The 18,277-nt window shown below is 65.2% G+C and carries 19 protein-coding genes; 10 read left to right on the forward strand and 9 right to left on the reverse strand.

From position 1 onward, the window contains the following. Positions 1-3: 3 nt before the first annotated feature. The 3 genes from JWP83_RS04710 to JWP83_RS04720 are packed head-to-tail and all read right to left on the reverse strand — an operon-like array spanning position 4 to position 4,080. Positions 4-504, reverse strand: a complete 501-nt coding sequence (locus tag JWP83_RS04710; protein WP_297726560.1) for a gluconokinase — start codon at positions 502-504, stop codon at positions 4-6. After that, the gene (locus JWP83_RS04715; RefSeq protein ID WP_297726506.1) at positions 501-2,531 is read right to left on the reverse strand and encodes a phosphotransferase; all 2,031 of its coding nucleotides are present in this window, start codon (positions 2,529-2,531) and stop codon (positions 501-503) included. Before JWP83_RS04715 ends, JWP83_RS04710 begins: the two co-directional genes overlap by 4 nt. Positions 2,532-2,550: 19 nt before the next feature. Next, positions 2,551-4,080, reverse strand: coding sequence for a carboxylesterase/lipase family protein (locus tag JWP83_RS04720; protein ID WP_297726509.1), 1,530 nt, complete (start codon positions 4,078-4,080; stop codon positions 2,551-2,553). A gap of 80 nt (positions 4,081-4,160) precedes the next feature. On the opposite strand from JWP83_RS04720, the gene JWP83_RS04725 reads away from it, so the two are divergent. Beyond that, on the forward strand, positions 4,161-4,850 hold the full coding sequence (locus JWP83_RS04725) for a hypothetical protein (RefSeq protein ID WP_297726511.1): 690 nt from the start codon (positions 4,161-4,163) through the stop codon (positions 4,848-4,850). Between the two features lie 63 nt (positions 4,851-4,913). Next, complete coding sequence (locus JWP83_RS04730) at positions 4,914-5,768, forward strand: hypothetical protein (RefSeq protein ID WP_297726514.1); 855 nt, start codon at positions 4,914-4,916, stop codon at positions 5,766-5,768. 3 nt (positions 5,769-5,771) lie between these two features. On the opposite strand, the gene JWP83_RS04735 is transcribed toward JWP83_RS04730, so the two are convergent. Further along, entirely contained in the window at positions 5,772-6,773 is a 1,002-nt protein-coding gene (locus JWP83_RS04735; protein WP_297726563.1) for an SDR family NAD(P)-dependent oxidoreductase, read from the reverse strand. Positions 6,774-6,775: 2 nt separating this feature from the next. Then, positions 6,776-7,858 carry a cytochrome P450 gene (locus tag JWP83_RS04740; RefSeq protein WP_297726566.1) on the reverse strand — a complete coding sequence of 361 codons (1,083 nt, stop codon included), beginning with the start codon at positions 7,856-7,858 and terminating at the stop codon, positions 6,776-6,778. Positions 7,859-8,084: 226 nt separating this feature from the next. Here JWP83_RS04740 and JWP83_RS04745 point away from each other — a divergent pair, with 226 nt between their 5' ends. Continuing rightward, a complete protein-coding gene (locus tag JWP83_RS04745) occupies positions 8,085-8,711 on the forward strand; it encodes a TetR/AcrR family transcriptional regulator (protein ID WP_297726517.1) in 627 nt (208 codons plus the stop codon). 5 nt (positions 8,712-8,716) lie between these two features. Here the strand turns inward: JWP83_RS04745 and JWP83_RS04750 are convergent, their stop codons facing one another. The 3 genes from JWP83_RS04750 to JWP83_RS04760 form a co-directional block, all read right to left on the reverse strand. After that, on the reverse strand, positions 8,717-9,535 hold the full coding sequence (locus tag JWP83_RS04750; protein ID WP_297726520.1) for a mycofactocin-coupled SDR family oxidoreductase: 819 nt from the start codon (positions 9,533-9,535) through the stop codon (positions 8,717-8,719). A 14-nt stretch (positions 9,536-9,549) separates the two neighbouring features. Next, entirely contained in the window at positions 9,550-10,632 is a 1,083-nt protein-coding gene (locus JWP83_RS04755) for a dihydrodipicolinate reductase (RefSeq protein ID WP_297726523.1), read from the reverse strand. A 72-nt stretch (positions 10,633-10,704) separates the two neighbouring features. Further along, positions 10,705-11,493 (reverse strand): SDR family oxidoreductase, encoded by a 789-nt coding sequence (locus tag JWP83_RS04760; RefSeq protein ID WP_297726526.1) that lies wholly within the window; start codon positions 11,491-11,493, stop codon positions 10,705-10,707. A 210-nt stretch (positions 11,494-11,703) separates the two neighbouring features. Here JWP83_RS04760 and JWP83_RS04765 point away from each other — a divergent pair, with 210 nt between their 5' ends. After that, positions 11,704-12,303, forward strand: a complete 600-nt coding sequence (locus tag JWP83_RS04765) for a TetR/AcrR family transcriptional regulator (RefSeq protein WP_297726529.1) — start codon at positions 11,704-11,706, stop codon at positions 12,301-12,303. Positions 12,304-12,357: 54 nt separating this feature from the next. Here the strand turns inward: JWP83_RS04765 and JWP83_RS04770 are convergent, their stop codons facing one another. Then, positions 12,358-13,461 (reverse strand): dihydrodipicolinate reductase, encoded by a 1,104-nt coding sequence (locus JWP83_RS04770; RefSeq protein WP_297726532.1) that lies wholly within the window; start codon positions 13,459-13,461, stop codon positions 12,358-12,360. A 278-nt stretch (positions 13,462-13,739) separates the two neighbouring features. Here JWP83_RS04770 and JWP83_RS04775 point away from each other — a divergent pair, with 278 nt between their 5' ends. The 6 genes from JWP83_RS04775 to JWP83_RS04800 form a co-directional block, all read left to right on the forward strand. Next, on the forward strand, positions 13,740-14,444 hold the full coding sequence (locus tag JWP83_RS04775; RefSeq protein ID WP_297726535.1) for a hypothetical protein: 705 nt from the start codon (positions 13,740-13,742) through the stop codon (positions 14,442-14,444). A 205-nt stretch (positions 14,445-14,649) separates the two neighbouring features. Then, entirely contained in the window at positions 14,650-16,179 is a 1,530-nt protein-coding gene (locus tag JWP83_RS04780) for a MorD protein (RefSeq protein WP_297726538.1), read from the forward strand. Beyond that, positions 16,176-16,985, forward strand: coding sequence for a CbbQ/NirQ/NorQ/GpvN family protein (locus tag JWP83_RS04785; protein ID WP_297726541.1), 810 nt, complete (start codon positions 16,176-16,178; stop codon positions 16,983-16,985). Before JWP83_RS04780 ends, JWP83_RS04785 begins: the two co-directional genes overlap by 4 nt. 16 nt (positions 16,986-17,001) lie before the next feature. Next, positions 17,002-17,130, forward strand: a complete 129-nt coding sequence (locus JWP83_RS04790) for a hypothetical protein (protein ID WP_297726544.1) — start codon at positions 17,002-17,004, stop codon at positions 17,128-17,130. Further along, on the forward strand, positions 17,127-17,837 hold the full coding sequence (locus JWP83_RS04795; protein WP_297726547.1) for a hypothetical protein: 711 nt from the start codon (positions 17,127-17,129) through the stop codon (positions 17,835-17,837). The genes JWP83_RS04790 and JWP83_RS04795 overlap by 4 nt, the downstream gene beginning before the upstream one ends. A gap of 21 nt (positions 17,838-17,858) precedes the next feature. Next, a partial coding sequence (locus JWP83_RS04800) for a hypothetical protein (RefSeq protein ID WP_297726550.1) occupies positions 17,859-18,277 on the forward strand: 419 nt, incomplete at its 3' end.

Raw genomic sequence — 18,277 nt, forward strand, 5'->3', positions numbered from 1 at the left:
GGCTCAGGCGCCCGGGTGCCCCGCCACGTAGGCGTCGACGATCGCTTCGACACCCTGACCGGCATCCGCGGTGACGCCGGCCTCGTCGACACCGAGCGGCTCCAGCGCGTCGAGCTGCGACCGCAGCAACGCGGCCGGCATGAAATGGCCCGACCTCGCGGCCAGCCGGCGGCCGATCAGTTCCGGTGAACCGCTGAGATGCAAGAACTCCACGCCCGGGCAGTGCGCTCGGAGGTGGTCGCGGTATTTGCGTTTGAGCGCCGAGCAACTCACCACGCCACCGTGGCGGTGGCCCGCCAACCAGTCCCCGACCCTTTCCAGCCAGGGATAGCGATCATCGTCGTCGAGCGGTTCGCCGGCGGCCATCTTGACGATGTTCGCCGGCGGGTGCAGGGTGTCGGCGTCCACGAACGGCACCGCCAACCGTCGCGCCAGCGCCGCTCCCACCGTCGACTTGCCCGATCCGGATACACCCATCACCACCACGGGTGACGCGGCCACTATCCGGCGAGGTTGCGATTCCATTCCACCCAGCCGATACCACTGCGACCGTCCGCGGTGCTGACGCTGACCCAGGCACGCGGGAACTGGCTCACCCGTCCATCGCTGGCGGTCAGGCGCACCGGAGCGTGGCCGCGCACCTCGATCTTCACGGCGATATCGCCGGGGTGCAGATTCAGCGTGGTGCTCAGCGGTAATCCATTGGCGTCGAAGGCTTCCCGCGAGGCGACGGTGTCCAGCTCGGTCACCTTGACATCCCCGAGATCCGGGCCGTCGGCGCCCTGAACGTAGCCGACGCTGAACGTCGGTGCGCCCGGAATGCGGATGTTCACGCCGTGCAGGTGGGTGCCGTCGTCGAGGTGCAGCGCGCTCCAGATCCAGTCCATGCTCCACCAGTCACGCACACCCCACGAGTGGTCGCGTTGCCCGGGAACCGAGTCGACACCGTAACTGGTGCCCCCGATCGTGACGTTTCCCGAGACCCTGCAAGGGATTTCGTAACGCGTCGCCAGCCGGTACTTGTAGGGGGCGCCGTCGGTGGCCCAGACCAAATTCATCGTCACCTCGACCGGAGTGCCGGCCTCGCCACGCAACAGGGCCGACGGGTCGGGGTAAGCCTGGCCCCGCGCACGCACGTCGACCCGATAGGTCTGCAGTGGAACGCCAACGGAGTGGCCCACGTCGAAGGCCTCGGTGCGCAACACCCACGGGTCCGTCGGCAGCGGGACTTCGGCATCGATGACGGCAACGGTCGGCATGTCGGGTCCGCACAGCAGAAGGTGCACCCAGGCCTTCTGCTGGTTGGTTATCAGCCCAATGCGAAACCAGCCGCCCAATCCCTGTGCGGCATCGGCGAAGTCGGCGTACCAGCTCTCGCTCCACAGCGGTTCGGCGGTTGGGGCGTGGGCGAGTTCGTCGTCCTCCGACGGCCTTAGCGCCTCCGGCGCCACCGGGGCGGGCAGTGTCGCCAACGCGTCGGTGTCGAGCACGTGATCGCAATTGCGTTGCAGCATCGTCATGAACATCCGGTCGCCGCGGTCGGTGCGCTCCACCAGCATCGACGAGACGATCGCCATCATCACGCCGAAAAAGCTTTGGCGCCGGACACCTTCGGCGACGTCGGCGAGGCTGACGAGCGCCTTCGGCCCCAGCGCCGCGTGGTACGCCCGCAGGAAGTCGTCGTAATGGTCCCGACGATCCTGCGCCCGCAGCGCGCAGCCGAGGAAGTACGACAGGTCCGTGAATGCCGGTCCCCAGGAAACGGTCTGCCAGTCGACCACCGTTAGCGCGCGGTCGGCCCCGGCGGCGCCGAACAATATGTTGTCCAGCCGGTAGTCACCGTGCACCAGGCCCTGGATCCGGCCCGGCTCCGACTCGGCCGAAAGGTACCCGTCGAACGCCGCGACCAGGTGCTCGCACACGACGCGGTGCCCGGGCGCGATCTGGTCGCCGTACCGGTCGAGGAAACCGGCGTACAGCGACGCGATCATCGCTTGGTTGAGTGGCGTCTCGCGGTTGAGCCACGGCACTTCGGCCAGCGCGGTGTCCCCGAGCAGCGGGCCGTGCAGCCGCCCCAACTCGAGGACGCCGATGCGGGCCTGTTCCGGTGTGGCACCGGCGATTTCGTCACCGACGACGGCGGGCCCGGCGTCCCCGAGTAGCAGGTCGAACACGCCCGTAACGGTGTCGACGGCCGCGTGGTAGCAAGGCGCTATCGGCCCGCCCAGGCGCGGCGCGATGTCGCCGTAAAAGCGGACTTCGCGTTCGTAGAGGCCCAGCGCCGACCCCGTCTGCCGGCTCACCGGGTCGGAGGCCGCGACCTTCAGCACCACCGACTCCGGCCCCCCGGCATCGGAGTCGGCTTCCGAATCAAGATAGGTGAGCCGGACGCGATAGCACTCGCTCATCTGTCCGGTGCCGATGCGCTCCACCACGAAGTCGGCGATGGGTCCGGAGCCGATCGCCGCGCTCAACCAGGAGGCGGTGAGGTCATCGGGTCGCTCGATGATTTGCTCGGTGTCGGCGTGCATGAGGGTCTAGCGTGCCAGGTCAATGCGCAAGTGAGAAGCCGTCCCATGCGATCCGGCGGTGCGGGTGCGGATCGAACTCGATCCGGCTCTTGCGGTCGAACACCATCACGGCGCGGTCGGCGCGGGTATAGGCGGGCCAGTCGTCGCCCGGCGACCCCGTGCGACTGAAGGACCGCCACCGCCGCTGCACATGATTGCTGACCCGCAGCGCGGCGCGTCGGTCGGCCGCGGCGGTCAGCAGCGCACCGAAACGGGTGCGATAGACGTCGAAGACGGCCAGTAACTCGGTGGCATGCGTGGCGCCCAAACCCGACCAGCGCAGGGTCCGCGGGGCGTAGTCGTACCGGTAGAGGTACGTGGGTGCGTGGTCGCCGTGGGCCTCGGCGATCTGCCAGGCCGCCGAGCTGAACGCGAAGTCGCCGCCCAGCTGAATGCATGCCGACGGCGCCGGGTAGCCGGGGTAGGCGGCGGTAATACGCTCGCGGGCAGCCGGTTCCGTGTCGGCAAGCAGCTCCTCGATCATCGATTCGGTCGTCGGCAGCATCCCGAGGAAGCGGGTGAACAAGCGGCCCTCTTCGGCGTTGGTGCCCACGATGAGCGGCACCTTATGCGCCCGCCCGGACCGCATGGCCTCGACGGGGTCGACGGGCAAGACGTCGTCGCCGACGACAGGACCGATCGGGAACGCGCCCAGCCTTTTCTCCATGCCCTGGTCGATCAGCCGGTGCTGGGTTTCCACCACTTGGGCCGCGGACACCTGCATCAACGCGTGGGCGGCGTCTTGCGGGCGTACGCCGAGCAGGCCGGCGAAGCGCTTCGCGAACTCGGCGGCGATCTCCTGCGACCGCACCAAACCCGATGCCGGGCTTTCCGAGATCGCCTGCGCGAAGAGGCCTTCGGCCGCGGGCACGGCCAACAACGTGGAGGTGATGCATGCGCCCGCGCTCTCGCCGAAAATCGTGACATTGCCCGGGTCACCGCCGAATTCGGCGATGTTGTCCCGAACCCACTGCAGTGCCAGCACCAGGTCGCGCAGGTACAGGTTGCTGTCGATGGTGATGTCGGACGTCGACAGCGACGACAGGTCCAGACATCCCAGCGCGCCCAGGCGGTAGTTGACCGATACATACACACAACCGCGGCGCGCCAGCGCGGCACCGTCATACAGCGGTGTGGCCGAGCTGCCCAGGATGTAGCCGCCGCCGTGAATGAAGACCATGACCGGTAACGGTTCGTCGGTGCCGTCGATGGCGGCGGCTTCCGGGGCGACGACGTTGAGGGTGAGGCAGTCCTCGCTCATCGGCTGATAGCGGCCTCCGAAACCCGATAGGCCGAGCATGGTGTAGCGGCGCTGCTGGGGCGCGCAGTTGCTGAAGCCGTGGCAGTGCCGCACACCCGACCACGGCAGCGCCGGCTGCGGCGCCCGGAATCGCAGGCGTCCCAAGGGCGGGCGGGCGTACGGGATGGATCGCCAGCGGTTTACGCCATCGCGGGTGAAACCTTCGACGGTGCCGGCGGTCGTGCGGGCGCGAATGGTGCGCTCATGCATACCAGTGACGGTAGCCGACACCACGGCCGTAATGCGCGGGTAGCGGCCGAATCCCGGGGCGTGGCGGCTAGCCTGGCGGGATGCGGATCGCCGCCCTGATCGCAGTGACACTGCTGGTTGCCGGATGCTCGCATATTGGCGGCAACTCGGGGCAGACATCAACCACCGCGCAGACGTCGGCGGGGACCTCCGCGACGACCACGAGCGCGCCGTCGGGCAGCAAACAGCCGGCGCCGTCCACCGCGCCGGCGGCCGGCGCCGCGATCTCCGACGTCATCGCGTGGATCGAGGCTGGTCACCCCGCCGATCCCGGCCGCTATCACAGTGCGACGCGCGAGGGCGCCACCACGCCGCTCGGCAACGACATCGCCCTGACTACCCAAGCCGGCAAAGTTTCGTGCATGACCGATTCCCAGCACACCGGCGCCGCGCTGGCATGCCTGGTTGCCCTGACCAATCCCCCGCCCCGCCCCGACACGGCCTACGGCGAATGGAAGGGCGGCTGGGTCGACTTCGACGGAACGAACCTCCAAGTCGGGTCGACGCGCGCCGATCCGGGCCCGTTCATCAACGGCAACGGACCCGAGCTGGCGAACGCGGACTCGTTGTCATTCGGCGATTACCGGTGTCGCGCCGACGATTCGGGCCTGTTCTGCGTGAACTACGCCCATCAGTCGGCGGTGAGGTTCGCCACCGCCGGCATCCAGCCGTTCGGTTGCCTGAAATCGGTGCCGCCGCCCGATGGCGTCGGTACCGCGTTCGGCTGCTGAGCATCGTCGGTAACCGGCCCGCAATTTGCTGCACCCGCGGTTCCGGCGTGGGACCATTTGCCGATGGACTCCGGTGATCCCGAACAGTGCATCGCCGAGCTGGAACGTCAGCTCGCCGAGCAGAAGCGCATCGCTGAGCTGGAACGTCAACTGGCCGAGGCCAAGGCGGCCGCTAACCAGAATCACATCGGGGGACGGCCGCCCGGCCTCTCCGGCGCGCAGGCGAATGCGGCGCAGGGCGGTGACGACCGCTCCCGCCAATACGCGGAGTCGCTGTGGGACGGTTTGCGCTTCGGTGGACCGGCGGGTCCCGGCGGACCTTCCGGAGCCGAGATGGCTCAGCACCGAGAGGCGTTCATGCAAGCCGCGGCCCAAGCGGGCCTGTCGCAGGAACAGATCGACGACATCTTCAAACGTGGCAAAGCGACGTTCAAGGTGGGGCACTCGGTCGTGTATTCGGGGCAGGGCGCCGCACCGGGCGACGGCCCGCTGGCGGGCATGGGGCCGCCGCCCGGCTTTTCGCAACAGGTCGGCTCGAGGCGGCAAGTGGCGCAGGGCCGCCGATGGCCGTTGGGCCTGCGGGGGTGGCCCGATCTTATCGGGGCGATCCTCGGGGCGGTCGGCATCTGCATCGGTGCCGCCGCGTCACTGACCGCGACGATGCCGTCGAGCGCGCTGTGGACGAGCCCCTTCGTGTGCGACAGCGGGTACCAGCTGGCGCACAACACCTCCAACTACAGTTACAAACCCGGCCAGTCGGGGACGAGCGTGAGCTTCGAGTGCGTCGGCGCCACCGGTTGGTATGAGCCCAGCTGGATCGCGATCGATGCGTTCCAGACCGTGCTGGTCACCCTGGTGTTGGGTGCCGCGGTGGCCGTCGGTTTCGTAGTCTGGCGCCAATTCCGCAAGCCGAGCTGACTGTTAGTCGGGCCGGTTGGCGGGCCGGTTGAAGGTTGCGAACAGTTCGCTCATCTCGTCCGCGGGCCCGCACGGAACGGTATACCCGGCTTGGTCGCGAATCTCGTCGAGGTGATCGCGCACGTCCTCGATGGACAGGCCGGGACGGTAGAAACCCTTTGTCCTGCCGATGAAGAAGCGCGCGACATGCCCGGCGCCAACGGTGTAGATCTCTCCGGAAACCGGGCAGTGCCGGTGTGTCAGGAAGGCCGCCACCGGAGCCACCAGCGCCGGGTCGATCCTCTGAAGATATTGGCCCACAAGGTCATCCAACACCGCCTGCGCCGTCGCCTCGTCCTCCCGGCCGGTGCCGTCGACGGCCGGCCGACCGGTTACGCCGTCGACGGAGTGCGCCAGCATCCGTGTGTACGCGATGGGGGCGATGGCGTTGACCTTGATGTCGTGGCCGGCGCCCTCGGCGGCCAGCACGCGGGTGAGGCCAATCAATCCGGTCTTTGCCGCACCGTAGTTGCTCATGTGTTCGGCGCCAAGGATTCCGGCGGCCGAGCAAGTGTTCAGTATCCGGCCGTAGCGCCGCTCCCGCATGACCGTCCAGGCGGGTCGCGTCACGTAGAACGCGCCCTTCAGGTGCACATCGATGAGGGGTTCGAGCCGGTCGGCGGTCATGTCGGCGAACGGCGCGTCACCGACGATTCCGGCATTGTTGACCACGATGTCCAACCGCCCCCAGGTGCCAAGTGCGGTGTCGACGATCGCCTGTCCGCCTTCGGGAGTCGTCACGCTGTGGGTATCGGGGACGGCCCGGCCACCGCGCTGGCCGATCTCCTCCGCGACGGCGTGTGCCGCCGCGACGTTCGAGCCGTCGCCGGTCACCGACCCTCCCGTGTCGTTGACGACGACGCGTGCACCGCGCGAGGCCAGCAGCAGCGCGTACTGCTTGCCCAAACCCCCACCGGCGCCCGTGATCACGGCTACCTGATCGTCGAACCGTAGCTCCATGGTCATGCTCACCAGGTAACGGGAAGCTCTTTCATGCCGTAGATATCGGAGTCTTTGAAATTCAGCTCATCCGGCGCTACCGCCAACTTCAGCCGGGGTAGCCGTCGCGCCAGAGTCGCGAACGCGACCTGCATTTCGACGCGGGCCAGATTCTGGCCTATGCACTGGTGCACGCCATAACCAAAACCCAAGTGCCCGCGGGTATTCCGGTCGACGTCGAAAGCTTCTGGGTTGTCGACGAATTCGCCGTCCCAGTTTCCGGCGGGCAGGTTCATCATGAGAAATTCGCCGGCACGGATCAACTGACCGCCGATCGTGAGGTCTTCCGTCGCCACCCGATCGACCTGGCTGTGCACGATGGTGAGATAGCGCATCAGCTCTTCGACGATGTTTGCGACGACGGCGGGATCGTCGGTCTGGCCGAGCCTTGCATAGACATCGGGATGCTGCAGCAGCGCAACCGTTCCCAGCGAAATCATGTTGGCGGTGGTCTCGTGGCCGGCCTGCATCATGATCACGCTGTTCATGGCCGTCGTCGCGTGGTCGAGCTGACCGGTCGCCACGTATTCCGTGACCAGGCGGCTGATCAAGTCGTCGCCGGGCTCGCGCTCCTTGCGCTCCACCAACTCCTGGATGTAGGCATACATCGCCCCGAAGGCCTGCGCCTTTTCCTCCTCAGAGGACTTTTGGTCCAGCCCGACCGTGGTCTGGCGCTGGAAGAGCCCGAGGTCTTCGGGCGGTACTCCCAACAGCAGCGCGATCACCAACGACGGCACCGGCAGGCCGAAGCCGCGCACAAGGTCGACCGGCGGCCCGTTGCTGATCATCTCGCCGAGATAGTGATCGACGATTTCCTGGATCTGCGGCCGCATCGCCTCGCAACGCCTGAAGGTGAAGTTGCTGGTCATCATGCGCCGCAACCGATGATGCTCCGGGTCGTCGGTGCGCGCGAACATCACCGGGATGTTGTTGTCCGCGTCCGTCGGCATGATCGCGTCCGGAATGGTCTTCGCGGACAAGCGCGGATCCACCAGCGCCGCTCTGATGTCCTGGTAGCGGCTCACCACCCAGATCGGACGGCCGTGGAACATCGCCCTTCGTAGCCCGGGCTGTTCCCGCCAGTCCACGAACTCGGCCGGCGGCGCAAGCGGGCAGTGCACAGCCCGCGGAACGGGCAGCACGGGGAGTTCGACATCAGAACGGAATTCGGAAGTTGTTGGCGTCACCGGCGTTTCCTAATAAGTGGCAGATAGCTGTCAATTGCATTAGCGTAGAACCCCGACCAAGTGACAGTCAACCGTCAGTTAAGCTGTGGTGATGACCGCGGTTGAAGACCGGCACTTGCGAGCGGACGCCGCCCGCAACGCCGAGCGCATACTGCGCGCCGCGCGGGCCGTCTACGGCGAGCTCGGGCCGGATGCGCCCGTTGAAGCCGTCGCCCGGCGCGCGGGAGTCGGTGAACGAACGCTCTACCGCAGGTTCCCGGCCAAGGCCGACCTGGTCCGGGCGGCCCTGGATCAAAGCATCGCCGAGGAGCTCACCCCGGCGATCGAGGACGCCCGGCGCGCGGACGACCCGCTGTGCGGCCTCAACCAATTGATCGAAGCGGCAATAGGGCTCGGTGCACGCGAACACCACCTGCTGACCGCCGCGCACCGGGCCGGGTCGCTGACCGCCGACATCTCGGAGTCGCTGAACCAAACCCTCCACGAGCTTGTTTGCCGGGGCCAGCGGGCCGGGCTCATCCGCGCCGACCTGGTCGCCGACGATCTTCCGCGCCTGATCGCGATGCTCTATGCCGTGCTGCCGACGATGGATTCGGACAGCGATGGCTGGCGACGCTACGTTGCCCTCATTCTCGACGCGATATCAATCACCGAGCGAAAGCCGCTGCCCGCCGGCGCCGCTTGGCGCATTTCAGAGCCCAGCAGCTGGCGCGTGTAATCGGTTTAGTTGATGGTCACTCCGGCGTCGACCTTGAACTGCAGCCCCGTCACAAATCTGGACTCATCGGATAACAGGAACAGCACCGCGTTACTGACGTCGGCGGGCTCGACGGCTAGCGTGGGCATCGCATTGACGAAGATCGGGATCAGGTCGGACCGTTGCTCGCCCAGGAGGGCTCCGAACGACGGCGGAATCATCCCGGTGGGGACGCCGGTCGGAAGCACGGTGTTGACGCGCACGTTCTGTGCGGCCAGTTCGTTGGCCAACGCCAGCGTCAAGCCGACCACACCGTGCTTCGCCGCCGTGTAGGGCGTCTGCAGCGGAAATCCCTTGAGGGCGCCGGCCGAGCTGATATTGACCAGGCTGCCGCCCCCCTGCTCGAGCAGGTGCGGTATCGCGGCCGCGCACGTGTTCCACACCCCGATCAGATTCACGTCGACCACCGTGCGCCACTGATCCGCGGTCGTCCTGTCCCACGGCGCCACCGTCAACACACCCGCGTTGGCCACCGCCCCGTCGAGACCCCCCAGTTCCCCGACGCCGTCATCGACCGCCGAGCGCAGCTGTTGGTCGTCGCGGACGTCGACGACGTAACTCACACAGCGGCGGCCGAACTCGCTGACCAATCGTGCCGTTTCATCGAGGTCTTCCTTTGTGGCCAAGGGGTATTCAATCTGCGGCAGGGATTGGCAAATGTCGGCCACGATCAGGTCCGCGCCCTCCTCGGCAAGCCGCAGCGCATGGCTGCGCCCCATGCCGCGGGCCGCGCCGGTGATCAGGATGCGTTTACCGGCAACGCGGCCCGGGGACGATGCCGTCATGGCTGGGGGTCCCCCTACCGCTCGTTCCACATCACGCCGCGCATCGTCGCGGATAGTGGGATGTCCTCCACGGCGATCAGGCCTTGGGGTGCGCGGCACACCCAATCGATCGCATTGACCGCCCGGCCCGCCGTCGAGATGCAGCCCGCTTCAGTGGAATCAAGAACGGGATGGGAAACGTGGGTGTTTATCTCCACCCGCGGTTCACCCTCCACGACGACACGGTGCACACCGGTACGGCCCTCCGGCGGAAACTCCCAGTCGGGCGCCGCGGCCGCGGTAAGCCTTGTCACGTGCTCGAGGGTGATCACCGGTTCCCCGTCGCGGACGCCCTCGGTGGCGAACCGAACCGCGGCCATCTGGCCGGGCTCGACCGTCATCATCGTGCAGTCAATGCGCTCCGGCGTGAACCAGCGTTCGGTGCGCTGGCGAACTTCGTCGAGTTTGATGTCCAGATTGTCCGCAAGACTGCGCACCTGACCACCCCACATCGACACGATTACCCCGGGCAGGAACATCATAGGCGACTCGTCGTCCACGGCTGTTCCGAAACCCATTGCGGCACCTGTGAACTCGGCATCATCGTAGTTTCCGTAGTCGAAAACCTCCTGCACGGTGATCGACGTGACGCGGGTGGTCAGGCTGACCGCAGAGTGCACCAATGTGTCGCCGGAGAAGCCAGGGTCGATGCCGTTGACATACAGCGAGGAGTTGCCGGCCGCACAGGCGCGCTCCAGGGGCGCTCGCAACCAGTCGTCAGCGTGGCGGGGTGCGACGAGCCAGACCATCGACGTACCGACGACGTTGGTGCCCACCGCGAGGAATTCGGCCATCTGTTCGATGGCCTCCATCGGGCGAGTTTCGCCTTGAGATGTGTAAACCACGCAATCGGCGCCGAGGCCTACCAAAGCGTCGATGTCGTCGGTGGCGATGATGCCGGTCTGTGCGCCCAGCCCGCAAAGCTCCGCCGCATCCCGGCCGATCTTCTCGGCGCTGGCGGCATGCACGCCGACGAGTTCTAGATCCGGTCTTCCGATAATCGCTCGCAACGAATGCCGCCCCACGTTGCCGGTCGAGAATTGAATCACTCTGCGCACTGTTACCGCGATCCTTCCAACGATGGGTGATGACCGATCATTTCGCGTTCGGATCCGTTGTCAAGGGCGCATTCAGTAGTCAGGTATCGACAGCGGCGAATTGTTCGAGTCGATGCCGCCGTCGACGTGGAAGGTCGCGTTCGTCGCGTAACAATCGCGCGTGCACAGATACACCGTGAGCCTTCCGAGGTCCTCGACGACGCCCAGCCGGTGCATCGGCGTGGCCTCTTGCATCTTTTCCAGCGACCCGGGCATCAAGTCCAGGCTGCTCTGCAGACCATCCGTGGCGAACGAACCGAGCGCGATGGCGTTGACGCGGATCTTCGGCGCGAGTTCCTGTGCCATGGCGCGCGTGAGCGCTTCGAGACCACCCTTCGCGACGCAATAGGCGGTCAACGCCCGAATGCCGAACCGGGCCGAACCCGACGAGATGTTGACGATGGAACCGTGTCCGGCACTTAGCATGTGCTGGGCCACCAGCTGACTCATGATGAAGGCGGAGGTCACACACCAGTCGAACGTGTGCCGGAAATCCTCATCGGTGATATCCAGGAACCGCGCATAAGTCGAGCCGCCGACATTGTTGACGAGGATGTCGATGCGGCCGAAGCGCTCGATGGCCGTGTTCACCACGCGCTCTCCGTCCGAACGACTCATCGCGTCCGCGACGAGCGCCAGCCCCTTGCCGCCGGTGTCCTCGATGCCCGAGATTGTGCGAACAATTTCAGCCTCTGTCCGTGCCGTCCCGACGACCGCGGCGCCGGCCTCTGCCAAAACCCGTGCAATGCCTGCCCCGACACCACGCCCCGCGCCCGTGACGACCGCGACCTGCCCATCCAGCCGGAACTGCTCCAATGCCATGCTGGCTCCTTCCGACCCGTGCGATGCGTGCGCGGTTCACTCTAAGAACGCTGTCTGACTAAAGTCAATGAATACACGGGATCTCGGTAACCATCGACGGCTGTAACGCGACGATGCTCAAGCTTTGCAAGCCTTTCTGGCGCGCACGCGTCATAATGGTTGCGATACCCCGGAACGCCTGGATGAGTCAGCTCAACTGTGAGGAATGAAATGGCTGTGACGGACAGGCTGTCTGCACGAGAAGCGAAGCGCTTGCAGACGAGGGAGCGATTGCTGGGCGCCGCGATCGCGGAGTTCGCCAGGGCCGGTATCGCCGAAGCCGACGTCAGCGCCATCGTGGCTGCAGCGGGGGTCGCCCACGGAACCTTCTTCTTCCACTTCCCGACCAAGGAACATGTTCTGCTGGAGCTGGAGCGCCGCGAAGAGGACCGCATAGCCAAGCAGTTCGCGCAATTCCTGAAGTCCAAGCACGACCTTGCTTCCGCGTTGAACGAGGCGGTCAGCGTGGTGGTCGGACTGGAACGTCGACTGGGCTATCTGCTCTTCAATGACTTTCTTGCGCTGCACTTCTCCCAAACCCGTCCGCCAAACGAAGACGGCAGGGATCACCCCTTGGTCGTCTTGGTCGCCCAGGAAATCGCGCTCGCTCAAGAGCGTGGACAGACGGATCCGCAAGTCAATCCCATGAACAGCGCAGTGTTCTTCTTGCTGGGTCTCTACTCTCTCTTGATCACCACTAACCACTGGCCAACTGGCCACGATTTGCTGGAAGACTACGTAGCGAGGACGTTGCGAAGCTTGCAGCCTTGACCCACTTCACGTTTCGAAAGGCGTCTGAAAAGGCCTGCGCCGCAGCGCCCGAAGCTACGAACGCACCAGGCCGCGCAACGGCGCAAGCCCGAGCTCCTTGTGGGTGAGGAACCCTGGCGGAGCCTCGCAGACGGCCGGAACCGTGTTCGCCGGACCCATCGCGGTCCAGGTGTAGCCGGGCTTGGGGTAATTGCCCTGCGCATCCGCCGGCGCATGGAGGATCAGCTCTGTGGGCTCATCGCCCTCGATCACGATGCGGTAATGATAGTGTCCGCCCCAATCAGGCTGCGGCTCAATGGCGTCGTATTCATCCATGGTGTACATCTCGTGGAAGGTGATGAGGGGCTTCCCCTCGACCCACGTCGTCCACTTGTGATGCTGGGAGGCGACGGTGCCCTTCTTGATCACGCCTTTGAAACCCGGCATGTCACTCGTCGGTCCCCCTTCGTATGGGATGTCGCGTGTGGCCGTCCCCAGCTCGACGTCCGTCGTGTACTTGTCGACCGTCTTCCCGAATCCGTCCACCACCATGGCCATCGATTGCGCGAACAAGGGCCAGGCGTTGCCCAGCAGATTCGGTCCGGCCAAGAACTCTTGGGGGTCGCTCCCCATCCCCATCTCGTGTAGGTACTTCAGGGTGTCCTTGCCGAAATTCACCACCTCGTAGATATGGATCGCGTCGATCCGGCTGACGATTCGGGCCAGCGTCAGTACCAGCAGGTCTCCGGCGAAGCCTGGGTTGACCCCACCTGCGTGGAACGAAGTACCGCCCGCGTGGCACGCCGCGTCGATCTTGTCGATGTCGGCCTTGCTGTGCTCGGTTCGGTACCACCACGCGCCGCCCGAGGCCACGACGTTCTTGCCGCCTCGCAGCAGGCGGCAGACCTCGTCGGGATCCGACCACAGTGGCGCGTAGAAAACGCAATCGGCGTCAAGCGCTTCGATCGCCGCCTTGTCGGTGGTGGCGAGCACCCCGATCGGCGCCGTACCGGCGAGCTCGCCGGCGTCCTTGCCCACCTTCTCCGGACGATTGCAGAGCACCCCGACCACCTCGAAGGCAGGGTTGTGGGCGAAATGACGCAGCGCCACCGTTCCGACATTGCCTACGCCCCACTGGATTACAGGATATTTCTTCTCGGCCGGCGATTTGAGCGTCATTGCTACTCCTTAGGCCTCAGCGGCTGAGCGCTCGCTGAGCGTAGGCGTTTCTTCAACATCGTGTCAACGGTTAGATGCTTGACTTCTGTCAGTAGTAAGTTTCGGAATCAGCTCGACAATTCTCAACGGCCATGTTGTATACCACTGCGACGTGGCGGCTACTCCGCTACACGCACGGCTGGCCGCGCTATTAGATCGACCCTTCTGCTGACTACAGTCAGCCTGTTATAGTGCACGCACCTGCTCAATCGGCCTCGATGACGGGGAGGTTCGTGAACATGCCGAAGCTGCAACAGCACGACGCTGCCCTACCGGGGCTGACGTTCGACGAGCACACGGAGCAGTCGCAGTTCGCGCAGCGTCAGGCCGACAAATGGCTCATCTCCGGCAGTCTCCTGATCGGCACCGCGGCCTTGGGCATCTTCGGGCTGCCGCTGTTCCTCTGGGGTGTTCGGTTGCTGCGCCGGGCGCAACGGGATGGACTCTCGGTTCGGCCGATGCTGGTCACGCTGCTCGGCTACCTCGTCATCATCGACGCCGCCATCAATGCCGTCGGATGGGCGCTTGACCTGATGGCAAACCACACTCTGCTGGCCCGCGTTCTGTTAAACGGCTGGGGCAACATGTTCGACGCGGGCTACTTCTGGCACTACAACGAGCTGTGGATCGGCGGCGCTGCGGGACCCGGCGAAAAAGGCTGGGAGGTAGGCCTCATCCTGACCGTCTTCACGATGCGCATTGCCGCGGCCATCGGCTTCCTGCAGATGAAGCGCTGGGGCCATCAGTGGATGGTCGTCACCTGCTGGATGGGGGTGGTGATCTGGATCGGTTATGTCTTCAACATGACCATGTTCGCCGATGTGCGCTTCGCCGGTGTCGTGCTGCCGGTCGTCGGCTGGTGGCTCTACGACATCTTCTACATCACCCCCTTCCTCGCCATCCCGTATCTACACACCGTCAACCGCGAAATCTTCACCGACTGAAACGCCGCAACGCAGATGAATTCGATGAACGTCATGAGACCGAGGAGGTCGGATCGTGGGCTATCTCTGGGAAATCCTCCGCTACGTCGCAGCCTGGGGCGGCACCGGTCTGATTATCTGGTTCTGGTATTGGCTGTTCTCCAACATCGGCACGTTTTGAGCGGTGCCCGCGGGCCGGGCGGCCGGGATGCCTGGGATTCAGACAATGGCTGAACGCTCCGACGTCCGTGCGATGGCGCTCGAACGAAGTTGTGCCGTGACGGCGGTGGCGTTGAGTGAGCGGCGCGGCGAAGGCGCCCGGCTCGTCACCGGTGAGCGGCGCGCTTTCGGGTTGAACGGCACCCTCACGTTCGTTCATGTCCCCTACCCCGCAATGTCCGACTGGACACGCCGAACCCTGACATGCGGTGTGGCCCTGCAATGTTCGCCATCAAAACAACGCATCACCGAATATCGGCTGAACGAGCTGTCCGCCCGCGAACTGCGGGCGCTCACACTTGTCGAAGCCGGCGTCGCCCTCGGCTGGATAGCGTCACGATGGCCGGGCCTGCTACCCGAGGCGCAACGAGTACTACCGGACGTCCACACCGAAGCCGGAGACATGAACGCCGAGCAGATGCTCAACCGGGCATTCGCGCTGGCAGCCACGGGGCGGGCTTTGGTGGTTCATCCACTGCTGGGCAACTTGCCGCTGGCCTACACGATGTCGCAGGGATGGGCCGACACGTTGCGACGCAGCTTTGGCAGGATGCCCTGGACGACAACGCAGCAGCGGGTTCCGCGGCCGTATTCAGTTCCCGTCGGCGGCGACGGGGGCGTCCGCAACCCCAACCTGCCGCCACCGAGCCGGCCCCAAGACAATGATTTCGACCTCACTCCGCACTACCGGCCCGGAATTCCCTACCCCGAATGGAACGCGTGGACGCAGCGATTCATGCGCGATCACGTCGCCGTGGTCGAGAGCGCAGATGCCCGGCGCATCCGTCGCGCGGCCCCCGTCACCGTCGACGTACGCAAGTGGTTCGAAGAACATACCCACCGGGCGATGACAAACCGCCTCGAAGACGGCTCCGACCTCGATGTCGACCAATACGTCAGCCACTACATCGACCTCACGACCGGCGAGGCCAAGGAGCCGAGGATATTCCGCGACTTGCTGCCCGGCGGCCGAGACGTCACCACGGCGTTGCTGCTCGACGGCAGTTCGTCGCTGGGGGTGCACGGCGGGCGAATTTTCAAGCTGGAATTGGCCTGCGCCGACGCCCTTTCGCGTGCCATGACGCTGGCACGCGAGCGTCACGGCGTCTTCGTATTCACGGGAAATACCCGTCATCGAGTCGAAGTGCGCTGCCTGAAGGACTTCCAAGAGCGCCGGTTTGTGCCGCCGAGCGGGCTGGGACTGTCCACGCGCGGATACACCAGACTCGGTGCGCCAATTCGCCATTTGACGAGCCGGTTGCTGGCGCAGGCCTCCGAACGGCGCCTGCTGATCATGATCGGCGACGGCCTGATCTCCGATGAAGGTTATGAGGGCCGTTATGCCTGGGCGGACGCCGCGCACGCCGTCGAGGAGGCCAGCGATGCCGGTGTGTCGATGTACTACCTGGGCGTGGGACCGACGAGAGTCGATCCCCTCCCGGAGGTATTCGGTCCTCGTCGGTCGCAACGGATCCGACGCGTAGAGGAGCTTCCGCGGGTATTGGCTCATGTCCATCGTGAACTGGTCGCCGCATGAACGCCTCCACCGATACCTATTTCGCGAACGGCAACGAAGTCGAGCTGTTCGAGCAGGCCTTTCAGCGGCGCCTGCCCGTGATGCTCACCGGTCCGACCGGGTGCGGCAAGACTCGGTTCGTCGAGCACATGGGCCTGCTGTTGCAGCGACCCGTCGTCACCATCAGCTGCCACGACGATCTCACCAGCTCCGATCTCGTCGGCCGCTTCATGGTGACCGGCGGCGACGTGGTGTGGACCGATGGCCCCTTGACGCGGGCGGTCAAAGCCGGCGCGATCTGCTACCTCGACGAAGTCGTCGAGGCGCGCCACGACTCGTTGGCGATCCTGCATTCGCTCACCGATCACCGGCGATCGCTGTACCTCGACCGCGCCGGCGAGGTCGTGAAGGCGCCCCACACCTTCATGCTGGTGTGTTCGTACAACCCCGCATACCGCAGCTCGCTCAAGGAGCTCAAACCGTCGTTCCGCCAGCGGTTCGTCACGCTCGCGATGAAGTATCTGCCTCCCGACCGTGAAGCCGAAGTGATCGTCGCCGAAGCCGGGATTCCCACGGCCACGGCGCGGCGACTGGTCGGATGCGCGGTTGCGATCCGCACCGCCGAGGAAGCCTTTCACTTCGAGCCGCCGTCGACCAGGGTGTTGGTCACGGCCGCACAGTTGATCGCCGCAGGCGCAACCGAATTGGATGCGGCCGACGCGTGCATACTCGCGCCACTGAGCACCGACGGCGCGGTCACCGACGGTCTACGTGAAGTGGCGGCGGCCAGCCTGGCCGCCGTCGACATGTCGAACACGCTGAGCTAGGAAGGAGCCGGTTGGCATGGATCTGAAAGAGCGGAAACGTAAGACGGCGCTCATCGTCTTCCAAATCCTCATCTACGGCTACTTGGCGGTGATGTTCGGAATCCAGCTCTATATGTCATTTGCCCGCGGGTGGTGGGATCTGTGAATCTTCCTCTGCTCAACCGGCTTTCAGCTGGAGGATCCGCCGTAAGCCTCGAGGATCACCACGACGAATCCCGCACAGCGCAGCGGCGTGCGGATAAGTGGATGATCATCGGCGCCGCCCTGATGGGCATGTGGGCGCCGGGGCTGATCGGGTTCCCCATTTTCATGCGTGGGGTGTGGCTGCAGCGCCAAGCCCTGCACGCCGGCCTGTCTGTCCGGCCCATGATCGTGACTCTGATCGGTTATCTGGTCCTGATCGACGGAATGCTCAACAGCCTGGGCTGGGCCCTGGACCTGGTCGCCAACCACACGTTGATCAACCGTGTGCTGATGGTCGGGTGGGGCAACATGTTCGACGCCGGCTACTTCTGGCATTACAACGAGCTGTGGGTCGGTGGCGCGGCGGGGCCGGGCGAGAAGGCCTACGTGGCAGGGCTGATCCTCACGGTGTTCTCCATGCGGGTGGCCGCGGCGATCGGGTTTTTGCAGATGAAGCGGTGGGGTCATCAGTGGATGGTCGTCACCTGCTGGATGGGCGTGGTGATCTGGTCCGCCTACGTGTTCAACATGACGATGTACGCCGATGTGCGCTACGCCGGTGTCGTTTTCCCGGTGATCGGCTGGTGGCTTTACGACATCTTCTACATCACGCCGTTCCTCGCGATCCCGTATCTGCACACGGTCAACCGTGAAATCTTCTCCGACTGAACAAGTTTAAGGAGCACAACCATGACTTCACCTTCGCCGACACCGGCGTCCACCGAAGACACGGACCCGGCCGATGGGCTCCCGCCGGGCACCACACCGTATTACGCGAACATGCACAAATGGATCAAGCGGGCAGTGCTGGTATGCCTGGTCGCCCTGGTCATCGAAGGCGCCTTCACGCTGCCCTTCATGGCGATCTACTACGGCTACCCGACACTGAGCCTCACCCAAATCTGCAGCGAACTGCTCAAGGTCCGCTACTCCGACGACACCTTGGAATGCAAGTTCCCGTACCCGCCGCTCGGACCGCCCGAGGGCGCCCAGGGCAAGGCCACCGCCCAGGACCAGTGGGGCATTCAACCGATACCGAAGTATCACCGGCTCGGCTTCCGCGAACTCGTCCGCATCCACGAGCAGCGACTGGCCCGCCAGGCCGCCGC

The sequence above is a fragment of the Mycobacterium sp. genome, assembly GCF_025965855.1.
Classification (GTDB): domain Bacteria; phylum Actinomycetota; class Actinomycetes; order Mycobacteriales; family Mycobacteriaceae; genus Mycobacterium.

Coding starts and splice junctions, on each gene's coding strand:
- JWP83_RS04725 (WP_297726511.1), top strand. CDS start 4,161: ATGCGGATCGCCGCCCTGATCGCAGTGACACTGCTGGTTGCCGGATGC.
- JWP83_RS04785 (WP_297726541.1), top strand. CDS start 16,176: ATGAACGCCTCCACCGATACCTATTTCGCGAACGGCAACGAAGTCGAG.
- JWP83_RS04775 (WP_297726535.1), top strand. CDS start 13,740: ATGCCGAAGCTGCAACAGCACGACGCTGCCCTACCGGGGCTGACGTTC.
- JWP83_RS04770 (WP_297726532.1), bottom strand. CDS start 13,461: ATGACGCTCAAATCGCCGGCCGAGAAGAAATATCCTGTAATCCAGTGG.
- JWP83_RS04780 (WP_297726538.1), top strand. CDS start 14,650: ATGGCTGAACGCTCCGACGTCCGTGCGATGGCGCTCGAACGAAGTTGT.
- JWP83_RS04715 (WP_297726506.1), bottom strand. CDS start 2,531: ATGCACGCCGACACCGAGCAAATCATCGAGCGACCCGATGACCTCACC.
- JWP83_RS04720 (WP_297726509.1), bottom strand. CDS start 4,080: ATGCATGAGCGCACCATTCGCGCCCGCACGACCGCCGGCACCGTCGAA.
- JWP83_RS04790 (WP_297726544.1), top strand. CDS start 17,002: ATGGATCTGAAAGAGCGGAAACGTAAGACGGCGCTCATCGTCTTCCAA.
- JWP83_RS04740 (WP_297726566.1), bottom strand. CDS start 7,858: ATGTTCCACGGCCGTCCGATCTGGGTGGTGAGCCGCTACCAGGACATC.
- JWP83_RS04760 (WP_297726526.1), bottom strand. CDS start 11,493: ATGGCATTGGAGCAGTTCCGGCTGGATGGGCAGGTCGCGGTCGTCACG.
- JWP83_RS04730 (WP_297726514.1), top strand. CDS start 4,914: ATGGACTCCGGTGATCCCGAACAGTGCATCGCCGAGCTGGAACGTCAG.
- JWP83_RS04745 (WP_297726517.1), top strand. CDS start 8,085: ATGACCGCGGTTGAAGACCGGCACTTGCGAGCGGACGCCGCCCGCAAC.
- JWP83_RS04735 (WP_297726563.1), bottom strand. CDS start 6,773: ATGACCATGGAGCTACGGTTCGACGATCAGGTAGCCGTGATCACGGGC.
- JWP83_RS04765 (WP_297726529.1), top strand. CDS start 11,704: ATGGCTGTGACGGACAGGCTGTCTGCACGAGAAGCGAAGCGCTTGCAG.
- JWP83_RS04750 (WP_297726520.1), bottom strand. CDS start 9,535: ATGACGGCATCGTCCCCGGGCCGCGTTGCCGGTAAACGCATCCTGATC.